16 protein-coding genes are annotated in these 17,290 nt (G+C 63.8%); 4 read left to right on the forward strand and 12 right to left on the reverse strand.

Going from position 1 to position 17,290, the window contains the following annotated elements; genetic code table 11:
* Window positions 1–36: 36 nt before the first annotated feature.
* Window positions 37–876, reverse strand: a complete 840-nt coding sequence (locus JQ507_20885) for a LysR family transcriptional regulator (GenBank protein QRI67430.1) — start codon at window positions 874–876, stop codon at window positions 37–39.
* A gap of 125 nt (window positions 877–1,001) precedes the next feature.
* Between JQ507_20885 and JQ507_20890 the strand changes: the two genes are divergently transcribed.
* Window positions 1,002–1,595 carry a cysteine hydrolase gene (locus JQ507_20890; GenBank protein QRI67431.1) on the forward strand — a complete coding sequence of 198 codons (594 nt, stop codon included), beginning with the start codon at window positions 1,002–1,004 and terminating at the stop codon, window positions 1,593–1,595.
* Window positions 1,596–1,605: 10 nt separating this feature from the next.
* Window positions 1,606–2,235 (forward strand): glutathione S-transferase N-terminal domain-containing protein, encoded by a 630-nt coding sequence (locus JQ507_20895; GenBank protein ID QRI67432.1) that lies wholly within the window; start codon window positions 1,606–1,608, stop codon window positions 2,233–2,235.
* 573 nt (window positions 2,236–2,808) lie between these two features.
* Here JQ507_20895 and JQ507_20900 read toward each other — a convergent pair.
* The 7 genes from JQ507_20900 to JQ507_20930 all read right to left on the reverse strand — a co-directional run bounded on the left by JQ507_20900 (window position 2,809) and on the right by JQ507_20930 (window position 11,593).
* Window positions 2,809–4,368 carry a trypsin-like peptidase domain-containing protein gene (locus tag JQ507_20900; GenBank protein ID QRI67433.1) on the reverse strand — a complete coding sequence of 520 codons (1,560 nt, stop codon included), beginning with the start codon at window positions 4,366–4,368 and terminating at the stop codon, window positions 2,809–2,811.
* 364 nt (window positions 4,369–4,732) lie between these two features.
* On the reverse strand, window positions 4,733–6,229 hold the full coding sequence (locus JQ507_20905) for an AMP nucleosidase (GenBank protein ID QRI67434.1): 1,497 nt from the start codon (window positions 6,227–6,229) through the stop codon (window positions 4,733–4,735).
* Window positions 6,230–6,461: 232 nt separating this feature from the next.
* Window positions 6,462–7,655, reverse strand: coding sequence for a DUF2778 domain-containing protein (locus tag JQ507_20910; protein ID QRI73443.1), 1,194 nt, complete (start codon window positions 7,653–7,655; stop codon window positions 6,462–6,464).
* Between the two features lie 392 nt (window positions 7,656–8,047).
* Window positions 8,048–9,550: a glycosyltransferase family 39 protein gene (locus JQ507_20915; protein QRI67435.1), complete on the reverse strand. Its 1,503-nt coding sequence runs from the start codon at window positions 9,548–9,550 to the stop codon at window positions 8,048–8,050.
* Window positions 9,551–9,557: 7 nt separating this feature from the next.
* The gene (locus tag JQ507_20920) at window positions 9,558–10,691 is read right to left on the reverse strand and encodes a glycosyltransferase family 2 protein (protein ID QRI67436.1); all 1,134 of its coding nucleotides are present in this window, start codon (window positions 10,689–10,691) and stop codon (window positions 9,558–9,560) included.
* Window positions 10,692–10,944: 253 nt separating this feature from the next.
* Window positions 10,945–11,154: a hypothetical protein gene (locus JQ507_20925; protein QRI67437.1), complete on the reverse strand. Its 210-nt coding sequence runs from the start codon at window positions 11,152–11,154 to the stop codon at window positions 10,945–10,947.
* Between the two features lie 67 nt (window positions 11,155–11,221).
* Window positions 11,222–11,593 carry a hypothetical protein gene (locus JQ507_20930; GenBank protein ID QRI67438.1) on the reverse strand — a complete coding sequence of 124 codons (372 nt, stop codon included), beginning with the start codon at window positions 11,591–11,593 and terminating at the stop codon, window positions 11,222–11,224.
* Between the two features lie 138 nt (window positions 11,594–11,731).
* Between JQ507_20930 and JQ507_20935 the strand changes: the two genes are divergently transcribed.
* Together JQ507_20935 and JQ507_20940 are read left to right on the forward strand one after the other, a co-directional pair.
* Window positions 11,732–12,580, forward strand: coding sequence for a DUF72 domain-containing protein (locus JQ507_20935; protein QRI67439.1), 849 nt, complete (start codon window positions 11,732–11,734; stop codon window positions 12,578–12,580).
* A 10-nt stretch (window positions 12,581–12,590) separates the two neighbouring features.
* Window positions 12,591–13,064: a DUF488 domain-containing protein gene (locus JQ507_20940; protein ID QRI67440.1), complete on the forward strand. Its 474-nt coding sequence runs from the start codon at window positions 12,591–12,593 to the stop codon at window positions 13,062–13,064.
* 199 nt (window positions 13,065–13,263) lie between these two features.
* Here the strand turns inward: JQ507_20940 and JQ507_20945 are convergent, their stop codons facing one another.
* From JQ507_20945 to JQ507_20960, 4 genes are all read right to left on the reverse strand, one after another.
* The gene (locus JQ507_20945) at window positions 13,264–14,178 is read right to left on the reverse strand and encodes a PhzF family phenazine biosynthesis protein (protein QRI67441.1); all 915 of its coding nucleotides are present in this window, start codon (window positions 14,176–14,178) and stop codon (window positions 13,264–13,266) included.
* A 154-nt stretch (window positions 14,179–14,332) separates the two neighbouring features.
* Entirely contained in the window at window positions 14,333–15,232 is a 900-nt protein-coding gene (locus tag JQ507_20950; protein ID QRI67442.1) for an amidohydrolase family protein, read from the reverse strand.
* A gap of 15 nt (window positions 15,233–15,247) precedes the next feature.
* A complete protein-coding gene (locus tag JQ507_20955; protein QRI67443.1) occupies window positions 15,248–16,492 on the reverse strand; it encodes an MFS transporter in 1,245 nt (414 codons plus the stop codon).
* 47 nt (window positions 16,493–16,539) lie between these two features.
* Complete coding sequence (locus JQ507_20960) at window positions 16,540–17,268, reverse strand: GntR family transcriptional regulator (protein ID QRI67444.1); 729 nt, start codon at window positions 17,266–17,268, stop codon at window positions 16,540–16,542.
* Window positions 17,269–17,290: the final 22 nt, after the last annotated feature.

Raw genomic sequence — 17,290 nt, forward strand, 5'->3', positions numbered from 1 at the left:
GCGCTACGCGCGCCCCGGAATGACAGTGTTTCCACCTCACCCGCTGCGCGCGACATCCTGAAAGCAACCGCGCAGCCAGTCGATGGTGACGCGCGTTGCCGCATCGCGCTTGAGATGGCTCTGCACCAGCAGCCAGACGTCGCGCCGCTTCGGTAGCAGCGTGGCGCGCAGACGGCGATCGGTCAAAAGGTCCGCGCAACTATGCTCCGGCAGCACGCCGACCGCCTGATGCGACTGGATGATCTTGTGGATGATGCGGACATTGTCGGTGACGCAGCGCGCGCGAAGCCGCTTGGCGCGCAGGAACTGCATCTCGGGAATTGCGCCGAGTTCGTCCGGATAGGCGCAAGTCACCGCGTCTGCCGCCGACGTCGCGGCCGGCTCGAAGAAATACAGCCTGACTTCGCCAAGCTTCGAGATCGCGAAATCGCCCTTGTCGGGCTTGCGCAGGCGGATGGCGAGATCGGCCTCCCAGCGCGAGAATTTGACGTTGTCGCTCGAAGTCAGGAATTGCAGCGTGAGGCCCGGATTGGCGCGCAGCAATGCGCCGGTGCGCGGCGCCAGCACTTCCTCCGCGATCGCGTTGGTGGAGGCGACGCGCAGCCGGCCGACCGGGCCCGGCAGGCTGTCGCCGACCCGGCCGATCTCCTCGGCATGCACGGCCATCGCCTGGATATGTGCGAGCACGACGTCGCACTGCCGGGTCGGCTTGCGGACGCCGTCGGCCGCCTCGAACAGGCGGAGCCCAAGCGCGCGCTCGATCCGCGCCAGGCGGCGGCCGACCGTGGTCTCGTCGATGCGCAGCCGCGCGCTGGCGCCGGCATAGGTGCCCTCGTCCCTGACCGCCGCGATGATCCGAAGGTCGTCCCAGTTCATTTCGGCAGGCTACATCCGGCCTTGACCACCTGCAATAACGCAGCCACCGGCTGCAAACTCCCTGCATAACGGCAGGCCGGTCCACGGCTATATTTCACGCGACCCATTTCATGGAGACCTGGACCATGTCGTCAGCCAAGACCTTGATGCAGCTCGCCGGTATCGACCTCACCCCGCCGCGCCTCGGCGATGCCTGCCTGGTGTTGATCGACATCCAGAACGAATATCTCGCAGGTCCCTTGGCCCTGCCCGACGCCAGCCCGGCGATTGCGCGCGCCACCGCATTGCTCGGTCGCGCACGGGAAAGCGGCGCCAAGATCATCCACATCGCGCACAAGGGAGCGCCGGGCAGCCTGTTCGATCGCGACGCGGAGCGCGGCGCGATCGTGGCGCAGCTCGAGCCGCGGCCCGGCGAGATCGTGATCGAGAAGCAATTGCCGAACGCCTTCGCCGGCACCGAGCTCAATGTGCAGCTGGCCGCGACCGGCCGCAAGGAGTTGGTGCTCGCCGGCTTCATGACCCATATGTGCGTGAGCTCGACCGCGCGCGCCGCGCTCGATCTCGGCTTCCGCACCACGATCGACGCCGAGAGCTGCGCCACCCGCGACCTGCCCGACGGCAAGGGCGGCACGATTGCGGCGAGGCTGATTCACGACGTCGCGCTCGCCGAATTGTCCGACCGCTTCGCGATCATCGCCCGCGGCAACGCGCTCGCCTGAGACCACCATCATGCTCGAGCTCTATTTCTCGCCGATGGCCTGCTCCCTCGCCAGCCGCATCGCATTGATGGAGGCCGGCATCGAGGCGCGCTATCGCATGGTGCAGCTCTGGACCAAGAAGGTGCTCGAGGACGATGGCGACTTCCGCGCCGTCGCACCGAAGGGCGCAGTGCCGGTGCTGGTGCTCGAGAACGGCGAACGGCTGACCGAGAGCGCGGCGGTGCTGCAATACATCGCCGACCGCAAGCCCGAACTCGGCCTGGCGCCTCCGCCGGGCGATCCGGATCGCTACCGCCTGCAGGAATGGCTGAGTTTCACCGGCACGGAGATCCACAAGGGATTCCTGTTTCCGACCTTCTGGTACAAGGACGACGCATCGCTTGCCAAACCGCGCGCCCGGATCGGGCCGACCTTGTCGGTGCCAGCAGCGCATCTGGCGCACCGCGAATTCCTGGTTGGGAACCGCTTCACGGTTGCTGACGCGCACCTCGCCTGGGCCCTGCTGCTGCTCCGCGCCGCCGGCGTCGACGTCGCGCAATGGCCGTCACTGGCAGACTATCTCTCGCGCATCCAGGCACGGCCGCAGGTCAAGGCCGCGGTCGGCATCGAGATGCAGTTGTGGAAGACGGTCGCGGCGTGAGCGTCGCGTCTGCTAAGACTTTGGCAGACCAACTATGCCGCTTAAAGCGATGACGCCAGAGATAGCCCGAGGCGCCTTATTGAACGCTCAGAACCCGGCATATCCACGAGTCCTGTGACAATTAACCACCTTCATTTGCTCGCCGTGCACTTTGAGCCTCACATCATCCAACCATGCCTTGTTAGCACATGTTGCGACTGAATTGGAACGTCGCCGCCGTTCGAGATGACAAACTTATAAAGCGTCGCTGGATATATTTCTCCCACACTCAACAGCCTGCCATGAGCAAAAGCGTCGCGAACATCGACTACACTCCTGTCAACTCTAAACTTTCCCTCGGCCTCGCTGAGGAGCCCGTTGTATTCGTCAATGAGAGAGCCTATCGAACGGAAGTTCGTAAGATACGTCTCCGTTGCTGTTTAGTCGCCTAAACCGGGTAACTTGAGCCGCTGGTTGTGCACAGCCGCGAGAAATAATCTCACGACCGTCTCCAGCGCTTGAAGGTTTGTTACGATGGCGCCGACGCCTTGAATATGATCTTGCGCAGTTGTTTTGCTTTCCATAGTTCCGCTCTTACTTACTCAGCAGCGCCGAAAGCTCAATTCCGTTAACTGCCATGAATTCGACACCAGTGAACTTAGTTGAACCACCAAAGCCAACCGCGGCAATGCCAATTACTTGATAGCCGTCATTCAAGACCGGACCACCACTGTTTCCGCCGATAATCTTGGGCGATATCTCCAAATAGGAAACTGCGCTCTTCACAAACGAGCGAATGAGCTTGCCACGTTCCATACGTATGGGAGTAGCAGCAAAATGGTTTGGGTATCCCCACAGGCTGACATCGGCACCGTTCGCCAGAGCGACGCCCTTGTATGCCGAGAGCGGGACAACATTCTCCAATTCGACTGGAACATAAAGAATAGCAAGGTCCCGATGCTTATCCTCCGCCCTAACCTTTAATTTGAAGCGCTTAGTATGATCGGAAGGATGGTAAATGAAAGGATTCTCACCGAGGCAGTGGGCACATGTAACGATACCTACGCCGTCCAGGAAGAAAGCGGTTCCCTGAGAATCGCCGTCATGCTCGATAACCCATATGGCCTGTGCAGCAATCTCGGACCTGCTAAGCGCAGTTCGAATCTTTCCGTTGGCAGTCAGCTTATTGAACTCCAGCGCAAGCTTCTTGAATGACTCGTCGGGTCGACCTCGGATCTGTCCAATAAAGCCAATCTTACCACGAACTACCGCCTCGAAGTCTCGTCCCGCTCCCCCGAATTTTTCGTTGAAGACGCTGCTCGCTTTTACAAGGCCAAATTTCCTCCAAGCGTGAAGCAACGCTCGAGCTTCCCGGATCGCGCTGCGCCGTACGTTGACGCGCTCATTTACGACAAGGCCCGTAACGACCTGACGACGACCTCGAGTCGACAACCGAACTTTGCGCTCATTGATGACGAAGCCATTAGCTTCGATTATTTCGCGAAGAGGTCTTGCCAGTTCAGTGATCGGTGTCCCGTCCGAGTTGAGGTTCAGCGCGGCCATCGGCATGAATTGTCGATTAGTCGAAAACGTCAAATCATCAGCGTAGCGGGTGTAAATGCACTTGTTAGCAAGAGCATATCGACTCAGCTCTGCGTCCATTTTTGCGCAAATGAGGTTCGAGAGGATCGGTGAAGTTGGGGCACCCTGGGGAAGAGCATTATCGAGCGTGCAAGCCTTAGCGATCGCCGCCGCGACTTTTGGTGCTATCCCGTAGGGCTTCTTGGTCAACAAGCCATAGACGCGACCGTAGTTGATAGTATTGAAAAAGTCTTGAAGATCGACGTTCAGTACATGACGCTGACCTACATGGAGCACAGCATTCCGCTTTATGTCGCGCCCCTTCACAAAGCCGGTAACGCATGGCTTGAAGCGAACAAGCCTCTCGAGTTCACGCACAATGCTTCGCTGGATTATCTTGAGATTCGTGGCAGGCGCCTTGATAATTCTAGCGCCTCCGCTCCTCTTTTTGATTTGAAACTGCTTGTATTGCGTAGCGAGGTCGCGCTTATAAACGTAGTATCCAAGCTGCTTCGCGGAACAATCAAGAAGGATCGCTAATGATGTGAGGTCGTAAGCCTTAGAAAGGTCCATGGCGCTGCTGAAAGAGGGAGATGATGGACGCGATCGCGAGACTTCTCACTTACCAAACGCATGCGCCACGTGAGCCATTGGGCCGCACGCCGCGCCGCGCTGCTTCTGCAGTAACGTTTTTAGCAAGGTCGCAGTATCAACGACCAGAACAAATGCCACGATCGCGCCAATTCGCTTTTAACGAGAGTCTGATGGAATAGTCAATCCCAAGCTGCCAAGGCCCCATCCAACTCACCCGTTATTCCGGACCGGCTCAACCATTGGATTTGTCGGCTTCAGGCCGTCTGCGAAGTTACGGCACGTTGTAGAGCCGCCTCGTCTTCTACGCGCAACTATGCCATCAGGTCACCTGCACCCTGCCGCTCTACTGAAACGCGACCTCGGCGAAGCTGCGCAGCTTGCGCGAATGCAGCCGCTCGGATTCCTGCTGCTTGAGCCGCTCCAGCGCCTTGAGGCCGATCTGGAGATGCTGGCCGACGCGCTGGCGATAGAACTCGCTGGCCATGCCCGCGAGCTTGATCTCGCCATGCAGCGGCTTGTCGGAGACGCACAGCAGCGTACCGTAGGGCACCCGGAAGCGATAGCCGTTGGCGGCGATCGTCGCCGATTCCATGTCGAGCGCGATGGAGCGCGACTGTGACATCCGCCGGATCACCTGCGGTCCGCTGATCTCCCAGTTGCGGTTGTCGACGCTGGCGACCGTGCCCGTCCGCATCAGCCGCTTGAGCTCGAAACCGGTGAGCCCGGTCACCTCGCCGACCGCCTCCTCGAGCGCGACCTGCATTTCCGCCAATGCGGGGATCGGCACCCAGAGCGGCAGCTCGTGATCGAGCACGTGATCCTCGCGGACATAGCCATGAGCCAGCACGTAGTCGCCGAGCCGCTGCGTGTTGCGGAGGCCCGCGCAATGCCCGATCATCAGCCAGGCATGCGGCCGCAGCACCGCAACGTGATCGGTGATGTTGCGCGCGTTCGACGGACCGATCCCGATATTGATCAGGGTGATGCCGCGATAGCCGGACTCGACGAGATGAAACGCCGGCATCTGCGGGGTGCGCTCCGATGCCGCCCCCGTAGTGCCGCCGCCGGCCAGCGCGTTGCGCGTGATCACATTGCCGGGCGCGACGAAGGCTTCGATCCCTTCCTCGCCCGCCGCGAGCCGTTGCAGGCTCGATTGCGCGAAGGCGTCGACATAGAACTGGTAGTTGGTGAAGATCACGAAATTCTGGAAATGCTCGGGGTCGGTGCCGGTGTAGTGGTAGAGCCGGCGCAGCGAGTAATCGACCCGCGCGGCGCGGAACAGGGCCAGCGGCTCGGGCGTCCCCGGCGTCAGCTCGAACGTGCCGTCGGCGATCGCATCGTCCATCGCCGCGAGATCAGGCGTATCGAAGATGTCGCGCAGCGATCGCGTGAACGCCGAGCTGTCGGCAACGGTCAGCGCCGCCTCGATATTGATGTCGCGCCGGTAGGCGAAATGAATCGGGATCGGCTCGCCGGACTCGCCGATCTCGACCGCCACGCCATGGTTCTTGATCAGCAGCCCGATCTGCTCGGTGAGGTAGGTCCGGAAGATGTCCGGCCGCGTGATGCTGGTCTCATGGATGCCGGGCCCCGCGACGAAGCCGTAGGCAAGCCGCGAATCGAGCCTCGCATGCGACGAGGTCGTGATGCGGACGAAGGGATAATGCGCGCGGACCCGCGTCGTGAAGGGCACGCCGTTGACATAGGCCTCGAAGCGATTGCGCAGGAAGCCGGTGTTGCGCTCGTAGATCTCTTCGAGACGGGCAACCGCGGCTGCCCCATCGCCGAACGCTTGGGTCGTGATCGGCGGCGGGGTTTCGATGAGCGGAGCAGGATGCATTGCGTTTTCGACCGGTGATCTGGTCGCCGCAGTATAGCAACAATCGACAGGCCAGTTCCAGCGACGCGGAATTTGATGCATGCTATCGGAGGCGATCGAGGCGCGCTTTGGCCTGACCACGCCGATCGATCCGGTCGCTTGGAATTCCACGCTCGACGCGCTGATACGCTGCCGAGGATAGTTGGCCGCGAGCGGACAAGCCAAGGGGCAAGCCCCCTGGCGCAGAATGCGCCTACTGGATCCGCGCGAGCACCGCGAGGCGGCGGATGCCCTTGTTGCGGTAGGCGTCGAGGAACGCGTAGTAGTCCTTGAACGAGACGCAACCGTTGGAGTCGCCGTTCGGACCGAGCATGAAGGTGTGCGCGAGCAGGCCGTCGCGGTTGAAGATCTTGCCCTCGCCGCCGATCGGATTGAGCCGCAGTGCCGGCACGCCGTGGAACAGCGCCTCGCGCGGCTTGAGTTCGTAAATGTGCGGCGGCGTCACGCCGACCATCTTCAGATGCGAGGATCGGGGATCGTCGAGCCGCGAGCCGAGACCCGAATGCGCCTCGAGGCGCGTGCCGTCGGGCAGATACACGGTCTTCGCCGAGATGTCGTACACCGCGGTCTGGCGGTCATAGGGCGGCGAGCCGCCGAGCATCGGGTTCTGGTCCAGCGTCGAGGGAATGCTGCCGGTGACGTTGGCATCGGCGGAGGCAAACGACAGCAGCCCGCCGCTCGACTCGCGTTTGCCCCACAGCTTCTCGACCATGGTCTGCCGCTCGCTCGATGCGATCGACATCACCGCGGCCTTGGCGCGCGCGGCCATGTCGCGGACGCCGCCGGATTTCGCGGCCTGCTTGGCTTCGGCCGGCTTCGCCTCAACGCCCTTGGGCTGAACGTTGACGGTGGGATCGTTGAGCGCCACCTGCAGATTGGCGGCGGCTTGCTTCTTGGCGGTCTCGACCGATTTCGGGGCTGGCAGCGGCTTCGATGTCTCGGCGAGCTCCGCGGTCGCCACCGCCCTCGCCGTCGCAACGACCTTGGGTGCAGCGGCCTGCTTGATCGGGTCGATCTGCGGAGCGGCGTCAGCCACCACGCTGGATGCGACGCCCTCCGGCGTGGCGGCCGCAAACCGATCGTTAAACATGAGTGACGGGGCCAGGGCTTCCGACGTCGCGACCTCGGTCTTTGCAACCTCAGTCTTGGCAACCTCAGTCTTTGCGGGCGCCGCCGGTGCCGGCGTCAGGGACGCGAACACCTCGTTAAACGCCGGTGCCGGCCGCGCGGCAGCGGCGACCGGCCGCTTCACGACAGGCGCATCGAACGACGCATTGCCAACCGACGGATAGACGTTCGCGGCAAAGATGTTGGCGTAGACCGTCCAGGCGCAGCCAAGCACCAGCCCCGCCACCGCGGCGCTGCCGAGGAAATGCTGAGGGAGGATTTTTTTGGAGGATTTCTTGCGGCTTGGCGCCTCAAGAACATACGCACTCGCACTCGTACCCATACACCCGGCGCTCAAAACAGGTCCACCTTTGTCCCTCACTCGACGCGTGGTCGAACGGAGTTCGGCTCAACGTCGCGCGGGGGCACAGACGGCCATTAAGGCGCCTTTTAGTTAAATGCGACTTAACCGGATGTGATCCCCTGCAGCGCGGGAAGTGCCTGTGGCGTAGGGCTTTTTTAAGATGACATTGGACCGCTAAAGCGGCTTTTCTGTCCCATGATGGGACATTTCGGCACCCTGCTCCAGCGCAGCTCAGCGGAATAAATTCAAGAGAGAATTTCCTTGCCGATCACCCCGTGAAGACGCGGGGATCGGACAAAAACCATCTCTCACTGCAGTTCCGGCGGCGGCGAGCGGTCAAAGACCTCGCCCTTGGCGCCATCAAGCAGATCGAGCGCATAGGTCTCGATCACCAAGGGCCCGCGTAAGCGCTTGACCTCGGCCACCGTTTCGACATGAGCGAAATTGTCGCGCACCGAGGCCGGCATCTCCTGCTCGACCTCGTGCACATAGAGCAGCTTGCCGGACAGCTGCGCCGGGCTCGGCTCGCCCATGTTGATCCAGCGAATGCGCTGGCCCTGCTGGGCGACGCAGGTGCCCTTGGGGAGATAGAAGGCCAGCCAGCCGGTGGTGCCGTAGTCCGGCGCCAGCACGCAGGTCGCGCCCGCCCGCACCCGCGCCGCCTCGATTTCATCCGCGAGCTCCCGCCAGCCGACGCCGACGCTGCGCACGGTGGCGTCGCGACGGTAACCCGAGAGCATGCCGGTGTTGGCCTGCACGATCAGCAGCGCGAACAGCACCACGCCGGTGGGCGCAGCCCAGCGACGGCAGAAATCGATCGTGCGCTGCTCGCGCGGCGCCCACTGCACCTGGATCGCGGCGACCGCGGCCGCTACCGCGAAGGCCGGATAGACCGGCGCGAACCAGTTGGCTTCGACCCGCGCATGCAGCGCGTGCCAGGTGAAGTAGACGACGATGGTCCAGAACATGGTGTTGACCAGCACGCGTGCCGGCATCGCGCCGGCGCGGCGCCGGTACAATGCATAGAGGCCCATCACGCCGAGGATGAACACCAGCGGCGTCGCGAACGCAAACTGCGTCGGGATCAGCTCGGCGATGTAGTTCGGCCGGAAATCCTCGATCCGGGCGCGGCCCATCTGCTTGATGAACGACACCCATTGATGATCGGCATTCCAGAGGATGACCGGCGCGAACAGGCCGGCCGCGACCAGGCCGCCAAGATAGAGCCAAAGCGAGAGATACCAGCGCCGCAGCTTCGGCACGACGGCAAGCCAGATCAGGATCGCGGGACCGAAAAACAGCGCGGTGTATTTCGACAGCAGCGCCATGCCGGCGCTGGCGCCGACCGCAAGCCACCAGGCGCCGCGGCCGCTCTCCAGCACCTTCGCAAGCGCGTACAGCAGGAAGCTGGACGCAACCAGCAGCGGCGCATCCGGCGTCACGATCAGCGTGCCGACGGCGGCCATCAGCGTGACGTTGAGCAGGATCGTCGCGCTCGCAGCGATGCGCTGGCCACCGAACAGGATCGCGGCCGCGCGGTAGATCGCCCAGCTCATCGGCAATGCGAGCAGGATCGACACCAGGCGCACGCCGAACGGCGTATCGCCGGCGATCATGGTGCCGAGCCGGATCACCACCGCAACCATCGGCGGATGGTCGTAATAGCCGCCGGCGAGCAACTTCGACCACATCCAGTAATAGGCTTCGTCGAAGGTCAGCGGCGTCCATGCCGCGGCGGCCAGCCGCAACACCACCAGCGCGCACACCGCGAGCGCGGTGTTCCGGGCCGGCCGCGCCTCGTTCGCGTTCATGCCGCCGTCATCGCTTGCGCCAGACGAACAGCCCGGACATCGCGTAGTTCCACACCACGCCCATCAGCGCGCCGGCCGCGCCCGCAAGCCACCAGATCGGCTCCTGGTCGTAGACCGAGAACGCGACGCCGACATTGGCGAGCAGGCCGACGCTGCAGACCAGATAGAACAGCAGCAGGCCGCGCAGGATGCCAATACCCTTCAGCCGCTGGTCGCGGTAGGTCAGGAAATTGTTGAGGATGAAGTTGCTGGTCATCGCCACGATCGCACCGGCGGCCTGGGCCTCCGGGAATGGCGCCTTGAACAGTTCCAGCGCGATGAACAGCACCGTGAGATGCACCAGCAGGCCGAGCCCGCCGACCGCGGCGAACAGGATGAAGCGCAGCGAGATCAGGTCGTTGGTCAGTTTCGCCAGCACGAGGCCGAGGAAGTCGAGCGCAACCATCGAGTCGAGCTTGCTCTCGCCATGCTGGCGGGCGCCGAAAGTGTAGGGAATCTCGACGGTGCGCAGCTTGCCCTCCGCCGTCGCGACGACGTCGAGCAGGATCTTGAAGCCCTGGGTCGAGAGCTGCGGCGCGAGCTGCTCGAAGCGGTCCCGGCGGATCATGAAGAAGCCGCTCATGGGATCGGCGACCTCGACCTTCAGCGCGCGGCGCGCGATCTCGGTGGCGAAGGCGCTGGCGCCGGCGCGCTGCTTGTTGAAGCCGTCGGCCTTGTAGCCCTCGATGTAGCGGCTGCCGACCACGAGCTCGGCCTCGCCGCTCTGCAGCAGTCCCAGCATCTTCGGGAGCTGGGTCTCGTCATGCTGCAGGTCCGCGTCCATGACGGCGGCGTAAGGCGCGCTCGATGCCAGGATGCCCTCAATGCAGGCACCCGACAGGCCACGCCGGCCGATTCGGCGGATGCAGCGCACGCGCGAATCCTTCCGCGCCAGCGCGCGCACCACGTCCCAGGTTCCGTCAGGCGAATTGTCGTCGACGAAGATGACTTCCCAGGACACGTCCTTCAGGATCGCGTCCAGCCGGCGGTACAACACCGTGACATTGTCGCGTTCGTTGAAGGTCGGGACCACCACCGAAAGCTGCGGCAGACTGGCCGCTTGCGACGAGGTTTCGGGGCTGAGCTTGATGGCGTCGTTCATGAGCGCCAGCGTATAGCGGCAGCCTCCCCCGCTGCCAAGGCGGGCCGGCCCAAACGCGGTCTCGGAAAGCGGGAAAACGGGGCAGAATACCCCCGAAAATGCCAACGACCACGAACAAAGGGGCGCGCGTACATCCGGCGCAGCCGACATTGCCGTGGTCGTCCCAGCGCCGGAGCCCTTAAGCTGCAACGTCGCCGTTATGATCCAGATAGGAAGCCCCCATGCGGTTCGCAAGGGGCAGTCTGCACAAAGGCTAGTTGTTCGGGACTTCCCGGATCACCGGGCCGCGCGGCGCCGGGGCCGCCTGCGCAGCCTCCGCGGCGGGAGCCGCCTGCGGCTGCATCGCGGCGGGCTTGGTCGGGTTACGGAGCTGGCTCGGCGACGGCCCGTAGATGAACGCCGCCGCCAGCGCGATGGCTGCGACCACTGCGCCCAAGAAGCCTGCCGTCGATCGTGAGTTCATCCCGTCATCCCCTTAGCCTGCGCGGATTGATATCAAAAATCGGCCGGCCGCAACAGGATTCGGGAACCTATTTCGCCGCTGCCCTGCGCCTGACGAAGGCGATCACGATGTCCTTCTGCGCCAGCTCGATCGCGCGGTTCGCGGTGGACAGGTTGGCGTCGGCATCCTGCTTCGGAAATTGCAGCGACAGGAAGTCGATCAGCGACACCCGGAAGTTCTGCCGCTCCGAAGGACAGACATTGGCGATCAGCGCAGTGAACTCCTGGTCGGACATCGCCTTGTTGCTGTCGCGGGGATATTCGCGGGCGAGACAATTCCAGTAGGCGTCGCGGCCGGTGATCGCGAGCTTGTGCGCATCGTCGACCTCGTCTGCCATTGCAGTAGACGATATGGCCGCGGAAGACGTGATCAAGAGGGCGGCCGCAACCAGCATGCGCATTGTTGTTCTCCCGTTTTTCGGCATCCTAGCCAACGCTTGCGGTCACGATAAGCACTGCCACGCCAATCTGGCAAACTGGCCAATCACGATTATTTTGACTACTCTCTATTCCCTTCCCTCCTCACGATGAGTGCAGTCGTGGCCAAAGCTCCCACCAAGGCGACCAAGACAGACACGAAGACGACCAAGACGGACGCAGGCAACATCTATATCGGCATCGGCGGCTGGACCTTCGAACCGTGGCGCGGGGTGTTCTATCCCGAGAAGCTGACGCAAGCGAAGGAGCTGTCCTACGCCGCCTCCAAGCTGACCTCGATCGAGATCAACGGCACCTATTACGGATCGCAGAAGCCGGAGAGCTTTCGCAAATGGGCCAGCGAAGTGCCCGACGGCTTCATCTTCTCGCTGAAGGGGCCGCGCTTCGCCACCAACCGCCGCGTGCTCGCCGAGGCCGGCGATTCGGTGAAGCGGTTCTACGATTCGGGCGTGCTCGAGCTGAAGGACCGGCTCGGCCCGGTGCTGTGGCAGTTCGCACCGACCAAGAAATTCGACGGCGCCGATTTCGGCAAGTTCCTCGAATTGCTGCCGCGCAAGCTCGACGGTCGCGCGCTGCGCCATGTCGTCGAGGTGCGTCACGACAGCTTTTGCGTGCCCGAGTTCATCGCCCTCATTCGCGAGCACGAGGTGCCGGTGGTGTTCGCCGAGCACGGCAAATATCCGGCGATTGCCGACGTCGCCAGCGACTTCGTCTATGCTCGGCTGCAGAAGGGCAATGACGAGTTGAAGACCTGCTATCCGCCGAAGCAGCTCGACGCCTGGGCCAAGCGGTTTCAGGACTGGGCTGCCGGCGGCGAACCGGACGACCTGCCGAAGGTCGACAAATCAGCGCCGAAGAAGGCGCCGCGCGACGTGTTCGCCTATGTGATCCACGAGGGCAAGATCCGCGCGCCCGCCGGCGCGATGGAGCTGATCGAACGGGTAAAGTAAGGGACAATCGATGGCAAAGGCGAAACGGCTGTTCACCATCGGCTACGAGCAGACGCCGTCAAAGGCGGTGCTCGACGAGCTCGAGCAGGCCGGCGTCAGGCTGCTGGTCGACGTCCGCGCGGTCGCCTCCTCACGCCGGCCGGGCTTCTCCAAGACCCAGCTCGCCGCAGGCCTCGACGAGCGCGGCATCGGCTACGTCCATCTGCGCGGCCTCGGCACGCCGAAGAGCGGCCGGGAGGCGGCGCGCAGCGGGCAATATGCGCTGCTGCACAAGATCTACTCGGCGCATCTCAAGACAGTGCAGGCCAAAGAGGAGCTCGACGAGTTGTCGGCGCTGGTGAAGAAGTCCGGCCCGGTCTGCATCCTCTGCTACGAGCGCGACCACGAACACTGCCACCGCCGCTGGATCGCCGAGATCATCGAGGAGCGCGACGGCGTCAAGATCGAGAACCTCGCAGCGCCGCAGGTGGTCTACGCAAAATAAACTCAGATCGATTCGCGTTCGCCGCGTGCTTGCTTCACCTCTCCCCATTGGGGAGAGGTCGATTTGCGAGGCAAAGCGGGTGAGGGGCCGCAGCTTCAATGAGGGACCGTCCCCCCTCACCCGGCGCTGCGCGCCGACTTCTCCCAAGGGAGAGGTGAACCTCCGCTGCCGGTCCAGCTCGAGCGAATCTCTTCCCGCTCTAGCCTTCTCCCTCCAGGCGCAACGTCCCCTGCATCATCTGCACACAGGCGCCGCCGACATGCGCCGATATGTTAGCACCGTCCTGCTTGCGCACGCGGGTCAGCAGCAGACTCGGCCGGCCCATATCGAAGCCCTGGCCGACCGTCAGCTTCAGGACCCCGTCACGCAGCGGATCGAGCGCAGCCAGCAACGCGGCCGCTGCAACCGTGGCACTGCCTGTGGCCGGATCCTCGATCAGGCCGCTTGATCCCGAGAAGAACATCCGCGCCTGCAGATCGCAGGGCGCCTCCGCGGCCGGGACGTCGCGGGTGTAGAAATACGTGGAGAACGCACCGTCGCGCGGGAAGAAGCGGCCGAACGCCGCCGCATCCGGCTTTGCCCGCCGCACCGCATCGCGCGATGCGACCTCGAAGACCAGGAATGGAGTTCCGACACCAACCACCTGCGGTGCCTGACGATCCGTCCTGACGTCGTCTGCCGTGAGCGAGATGAGGCTCGCGACCTCCCAGGCGGAGAATTGCGCCAGCCGCGACAGCGGCTGCGGCGCGGTCAGCTCGGTGGCAACCACCCTGCCGCCGTCTCGCGTGATGTCGACCGGCACCAGCCCCGCCTTCTCCTCGAACACCAGACGCGGCTTCGGCTCCTTGGCAAGCTGCGCCAGCACGAAGGCCGTACCGACGTTGGGATGCCCGGCGAACGGCAGCTCCCTGACCGGCGTGAAGATGCGAACGTTGGCGTCGTTGGCCTTGTCCTGCGGCGGCAGCACGAAGGTCGTCTCGGAATAGTTGAACTCGGTTGCGATCGCCTGCATCTGTGCGGTCGACAGCCCCTCGGCGTCGAGCACCACGGCGAGCGGATTGCCGCCGAAGGCGCGGTCGGTGAAAACGTCGACAGTGATATAGCGCCGCTGCATCTTGCGTGTCCTTGTGCTCCGGTCATCTGCGACCGATGGCGTCATCGTAGCATAGCCGCAACGACGCCCGTCAGAGCACTCGGTACAATCGCGCGCGCCTTGTTTGAGCATGATCCTCTTCGGAAAAACCGCTTCGCACTTTTCCGGATCATGCCTAGAACCGAAACAATTCCCGCGGCGATGCGAGCACGCGCGCGCGTTCATCGGCATCGGTGACGAGCTCGTCGAGGAATTTGCGGTTCTTCGCGTAATTCTGTGTTGACTCGAATTGCGTGTGCGGCCAGTCGCTGCCCCACAGCAGCCGATCGACGCCGTAGGCGTTGCGCAGCAGCGGATAGGCCTGCTTCGCGAACGCCTCGCCGGCCGCGCCGTTGCGATAAGGCGCCGATATCTTGACCCAGACATTGCGCGTTGTGCCGAGCTTGAGCACCGACTGGAAGCCGGGATCGTCGATGCCGAGCTTCGGATCGGGCAAGGCGAAGTGATCGAACACGACCTTCACGCCCTGGTCGAGCAGCTTCGGCGCCAACGTTGCGAGATCGCTGGCATTGCGCTGGATCTCGACCTGCCAGTCGAGCGTCCGGATCTCTCCGAGCAGCGCCGTCCACTCGCCCGATGTCAGATCGGGCAGCGTCTGGCCGACCAGATTGAGACGGATGCCGGCGACACCGGCACGATCGAGCTCACGAAGCGCTTCCGCCGGAACCGTGGGATCGACCACGGCGATGCCGCGCAGCCGGCCGTTGGTCGCCTTCAGGCACTCCACAAGATAGGAATTGTCGGTGCCGAGAAAGCTCGGCTGCACCAGCACGCCATTGGTGATGCCGTTCTGGTCGAGCTGCTGCAGATAGAGCGCGAGCGGCGCGTCGTAGTCGGGCGCGTACCGGCGGCCCGGCGCGAGCTTCAGCCCGCGATGAAAGACGTGGGCGTGGGTATCGATCGCCAGTTTCGGCACCTCAGCCCTCACCTTGCTCGCCAATCCGCCGGCCGACAGCGCGGCAATCATCCCCGCGGCAAACCGGCGCCGCGTCAAGCCATGTTCGTACGATGTCATGATCATTCCCCATCATCACGCGCGCGCAGCGGTGGCCTGCTCGAAAACCTTGCCGCGGGTTTCCGGCAGCATCAGCACGGCGACCAGCACCAGCGAATAGGCGAAAGCCGCGTCGATCCCGATCGCGGCACCAAGGCCGATGTGATCGCTGAGATAGCCGACCAGGAACGGAAACGCCGCCGAGACGATGCGGCCGAAATTGTAGCAGAAGCCGACACCGGTGCCGCGCACGCCTGCCGGATAAAGCTCGCTGAACAGCGCCGCCATGCTGGCCGGAATGCCCGCCGAGAAGAAGCCCAAGGGAAAGCCGAGCACCAGCATCTGCGAATTGGACAGGGGCGCGAAGATGTAGACCAGCACCGTCACGACGCAGGCGGCGGCGAACAGCGTCACATTGGCGCGCCGGCCGATTCGGTCGCTGATGATCCCGGAGACCACGCAGCCGCAGAAGAAGGCGACGATGATCACGGCGAGATAGGCGCTGGAGCCGAGCACCGATAGATGCCGCACTTCGCGCAAGTAAGTCGGCAGGAATGTCGTCAGCGCCGCATAGCCGCCATGGGCGCCGATGCCGAACAGGCCGCCGATCAGGGTCGAGCGCAGCACGTCGCGGTGGAAGATTCCGGCGAGCGTCGCGAAGAACGGCGGCTCGGCTGTGCGCGATGCGGCACGCGGCGGCTCCTTCAATCCGCGGCGGATATACAGGATCAAGAGCGCCGGGATCAGGCCGACCGCAAACAGGATGCGCCAGGCGATGTCGGCCGGCGCATAGGTAAACACCAGGGCCGAGAGCAGCACCGCCGCGCCCCAGCCGACCGCCCACGCGCTCTGCACGGCGCCGAGCGCCTTGCCGCGATGCTCGGCGCGGATGATCTCCGCCATCAGCACCGCGCCGCAGGCCCACTCGGCGCCGAAGCCGACGCCCTGAATGGCCTTCAGCACCACGAGTTGGCTGTAGTTCATCGCGAAGGCCGAGGCGAAGGTCGCGAGCGCAAAGGTCGCGACCGTGATCTGCAGCGCCTTCACCCGCCCGAAGCGATCGCCGAGTGCGCCGCCGAGCCAGCCGCCGAATGCGCCGAAGAACAGCGTCACCGAGCCGAGCAGGCCCGCGTCGGCCTTGCTGATGGCGAATGCGGTGATCAGCGCCGGAATGGCGAGGCTGAACATCTGGACGTCGAGTGCGTCGAGGCCCCAGCCGCCAAAGCTTGCCCAGAAGGTGCGCCGCTCGAGCGGCGAACATTCGCTATACCAGTTTGCCATCATTCCTCCCTGAGATGTCTTGTGTTGTTTTTAATTGATCGTCGCGGTCATCTGATCTCGGCGTGGTAGCGGAAACGATCCGCCGGGCCGCGCGAGCGGCGCCACTCGATCGGCCGCCGCTCCAGGTCGAAGGCCAGGCGCTCGATCACGATCAGCGGCGCGTTGGCCTCCAGTCGCAGCAGGCGCGATTGCATCTCGGTCGCGATCTCGACGGTGAGGACTTCATCGGCCGAGACCACGACCTGGCCGCAGCGATCCTCGTAGAGCGGATAGAGCAAGTCGCCGAATTCAGCCGTGTCGAGCGCGACGATCGCCTCGAAGCGCGATCGCTGCAGCCAGATCTCTTCCGCGAGCAGCGGCACGTCGTCGATCAGCCGCAGCCGCGACAGGCTGATCACGGGCTCGCCGACCGAGATACGCAACGCCGAGGCCACCGCCGTGGTCGCCGGCATCGCCTTGCGGCGCAGGATGCGGCTCTGCGGCACGCGGCGCTCGCCGCTTTCGGACTGGAAGCGGAAGAAGCGGAACAGCGAGGAGTTGAACCGCGCGCGGCGCACGAAGGTGCCGCGGCCCTGCTGACGCTCCAGCACGCCATCGCTGACCAGCTGATCGATCGCCTTGCGCACGGTGCCGATCGCGACGCCGTAATACGCACCGAGCTCGGCCTCGGAAGGGATCAGGTCCCCGGGACGCCATTCATTGCGGTTGATGCGCGCCGCGAGATCGTCGCGGAGACGCTGGTAGCGCGGCAGTCGATCGTCGAGGGCTGAACTCATATAGTCATCTATATGAGTAAAG

It is taken from the genome of Bradyrhizobium sp. PSBB068 (assembly GCA_016839165.1).
Taxonomy (GTDB): domain Bacteria; phylum Pseudomonadota; class Alphaproteobacteria; order Rhizobiales; family Xanthobacteraceae; genus Bradyrhizobium.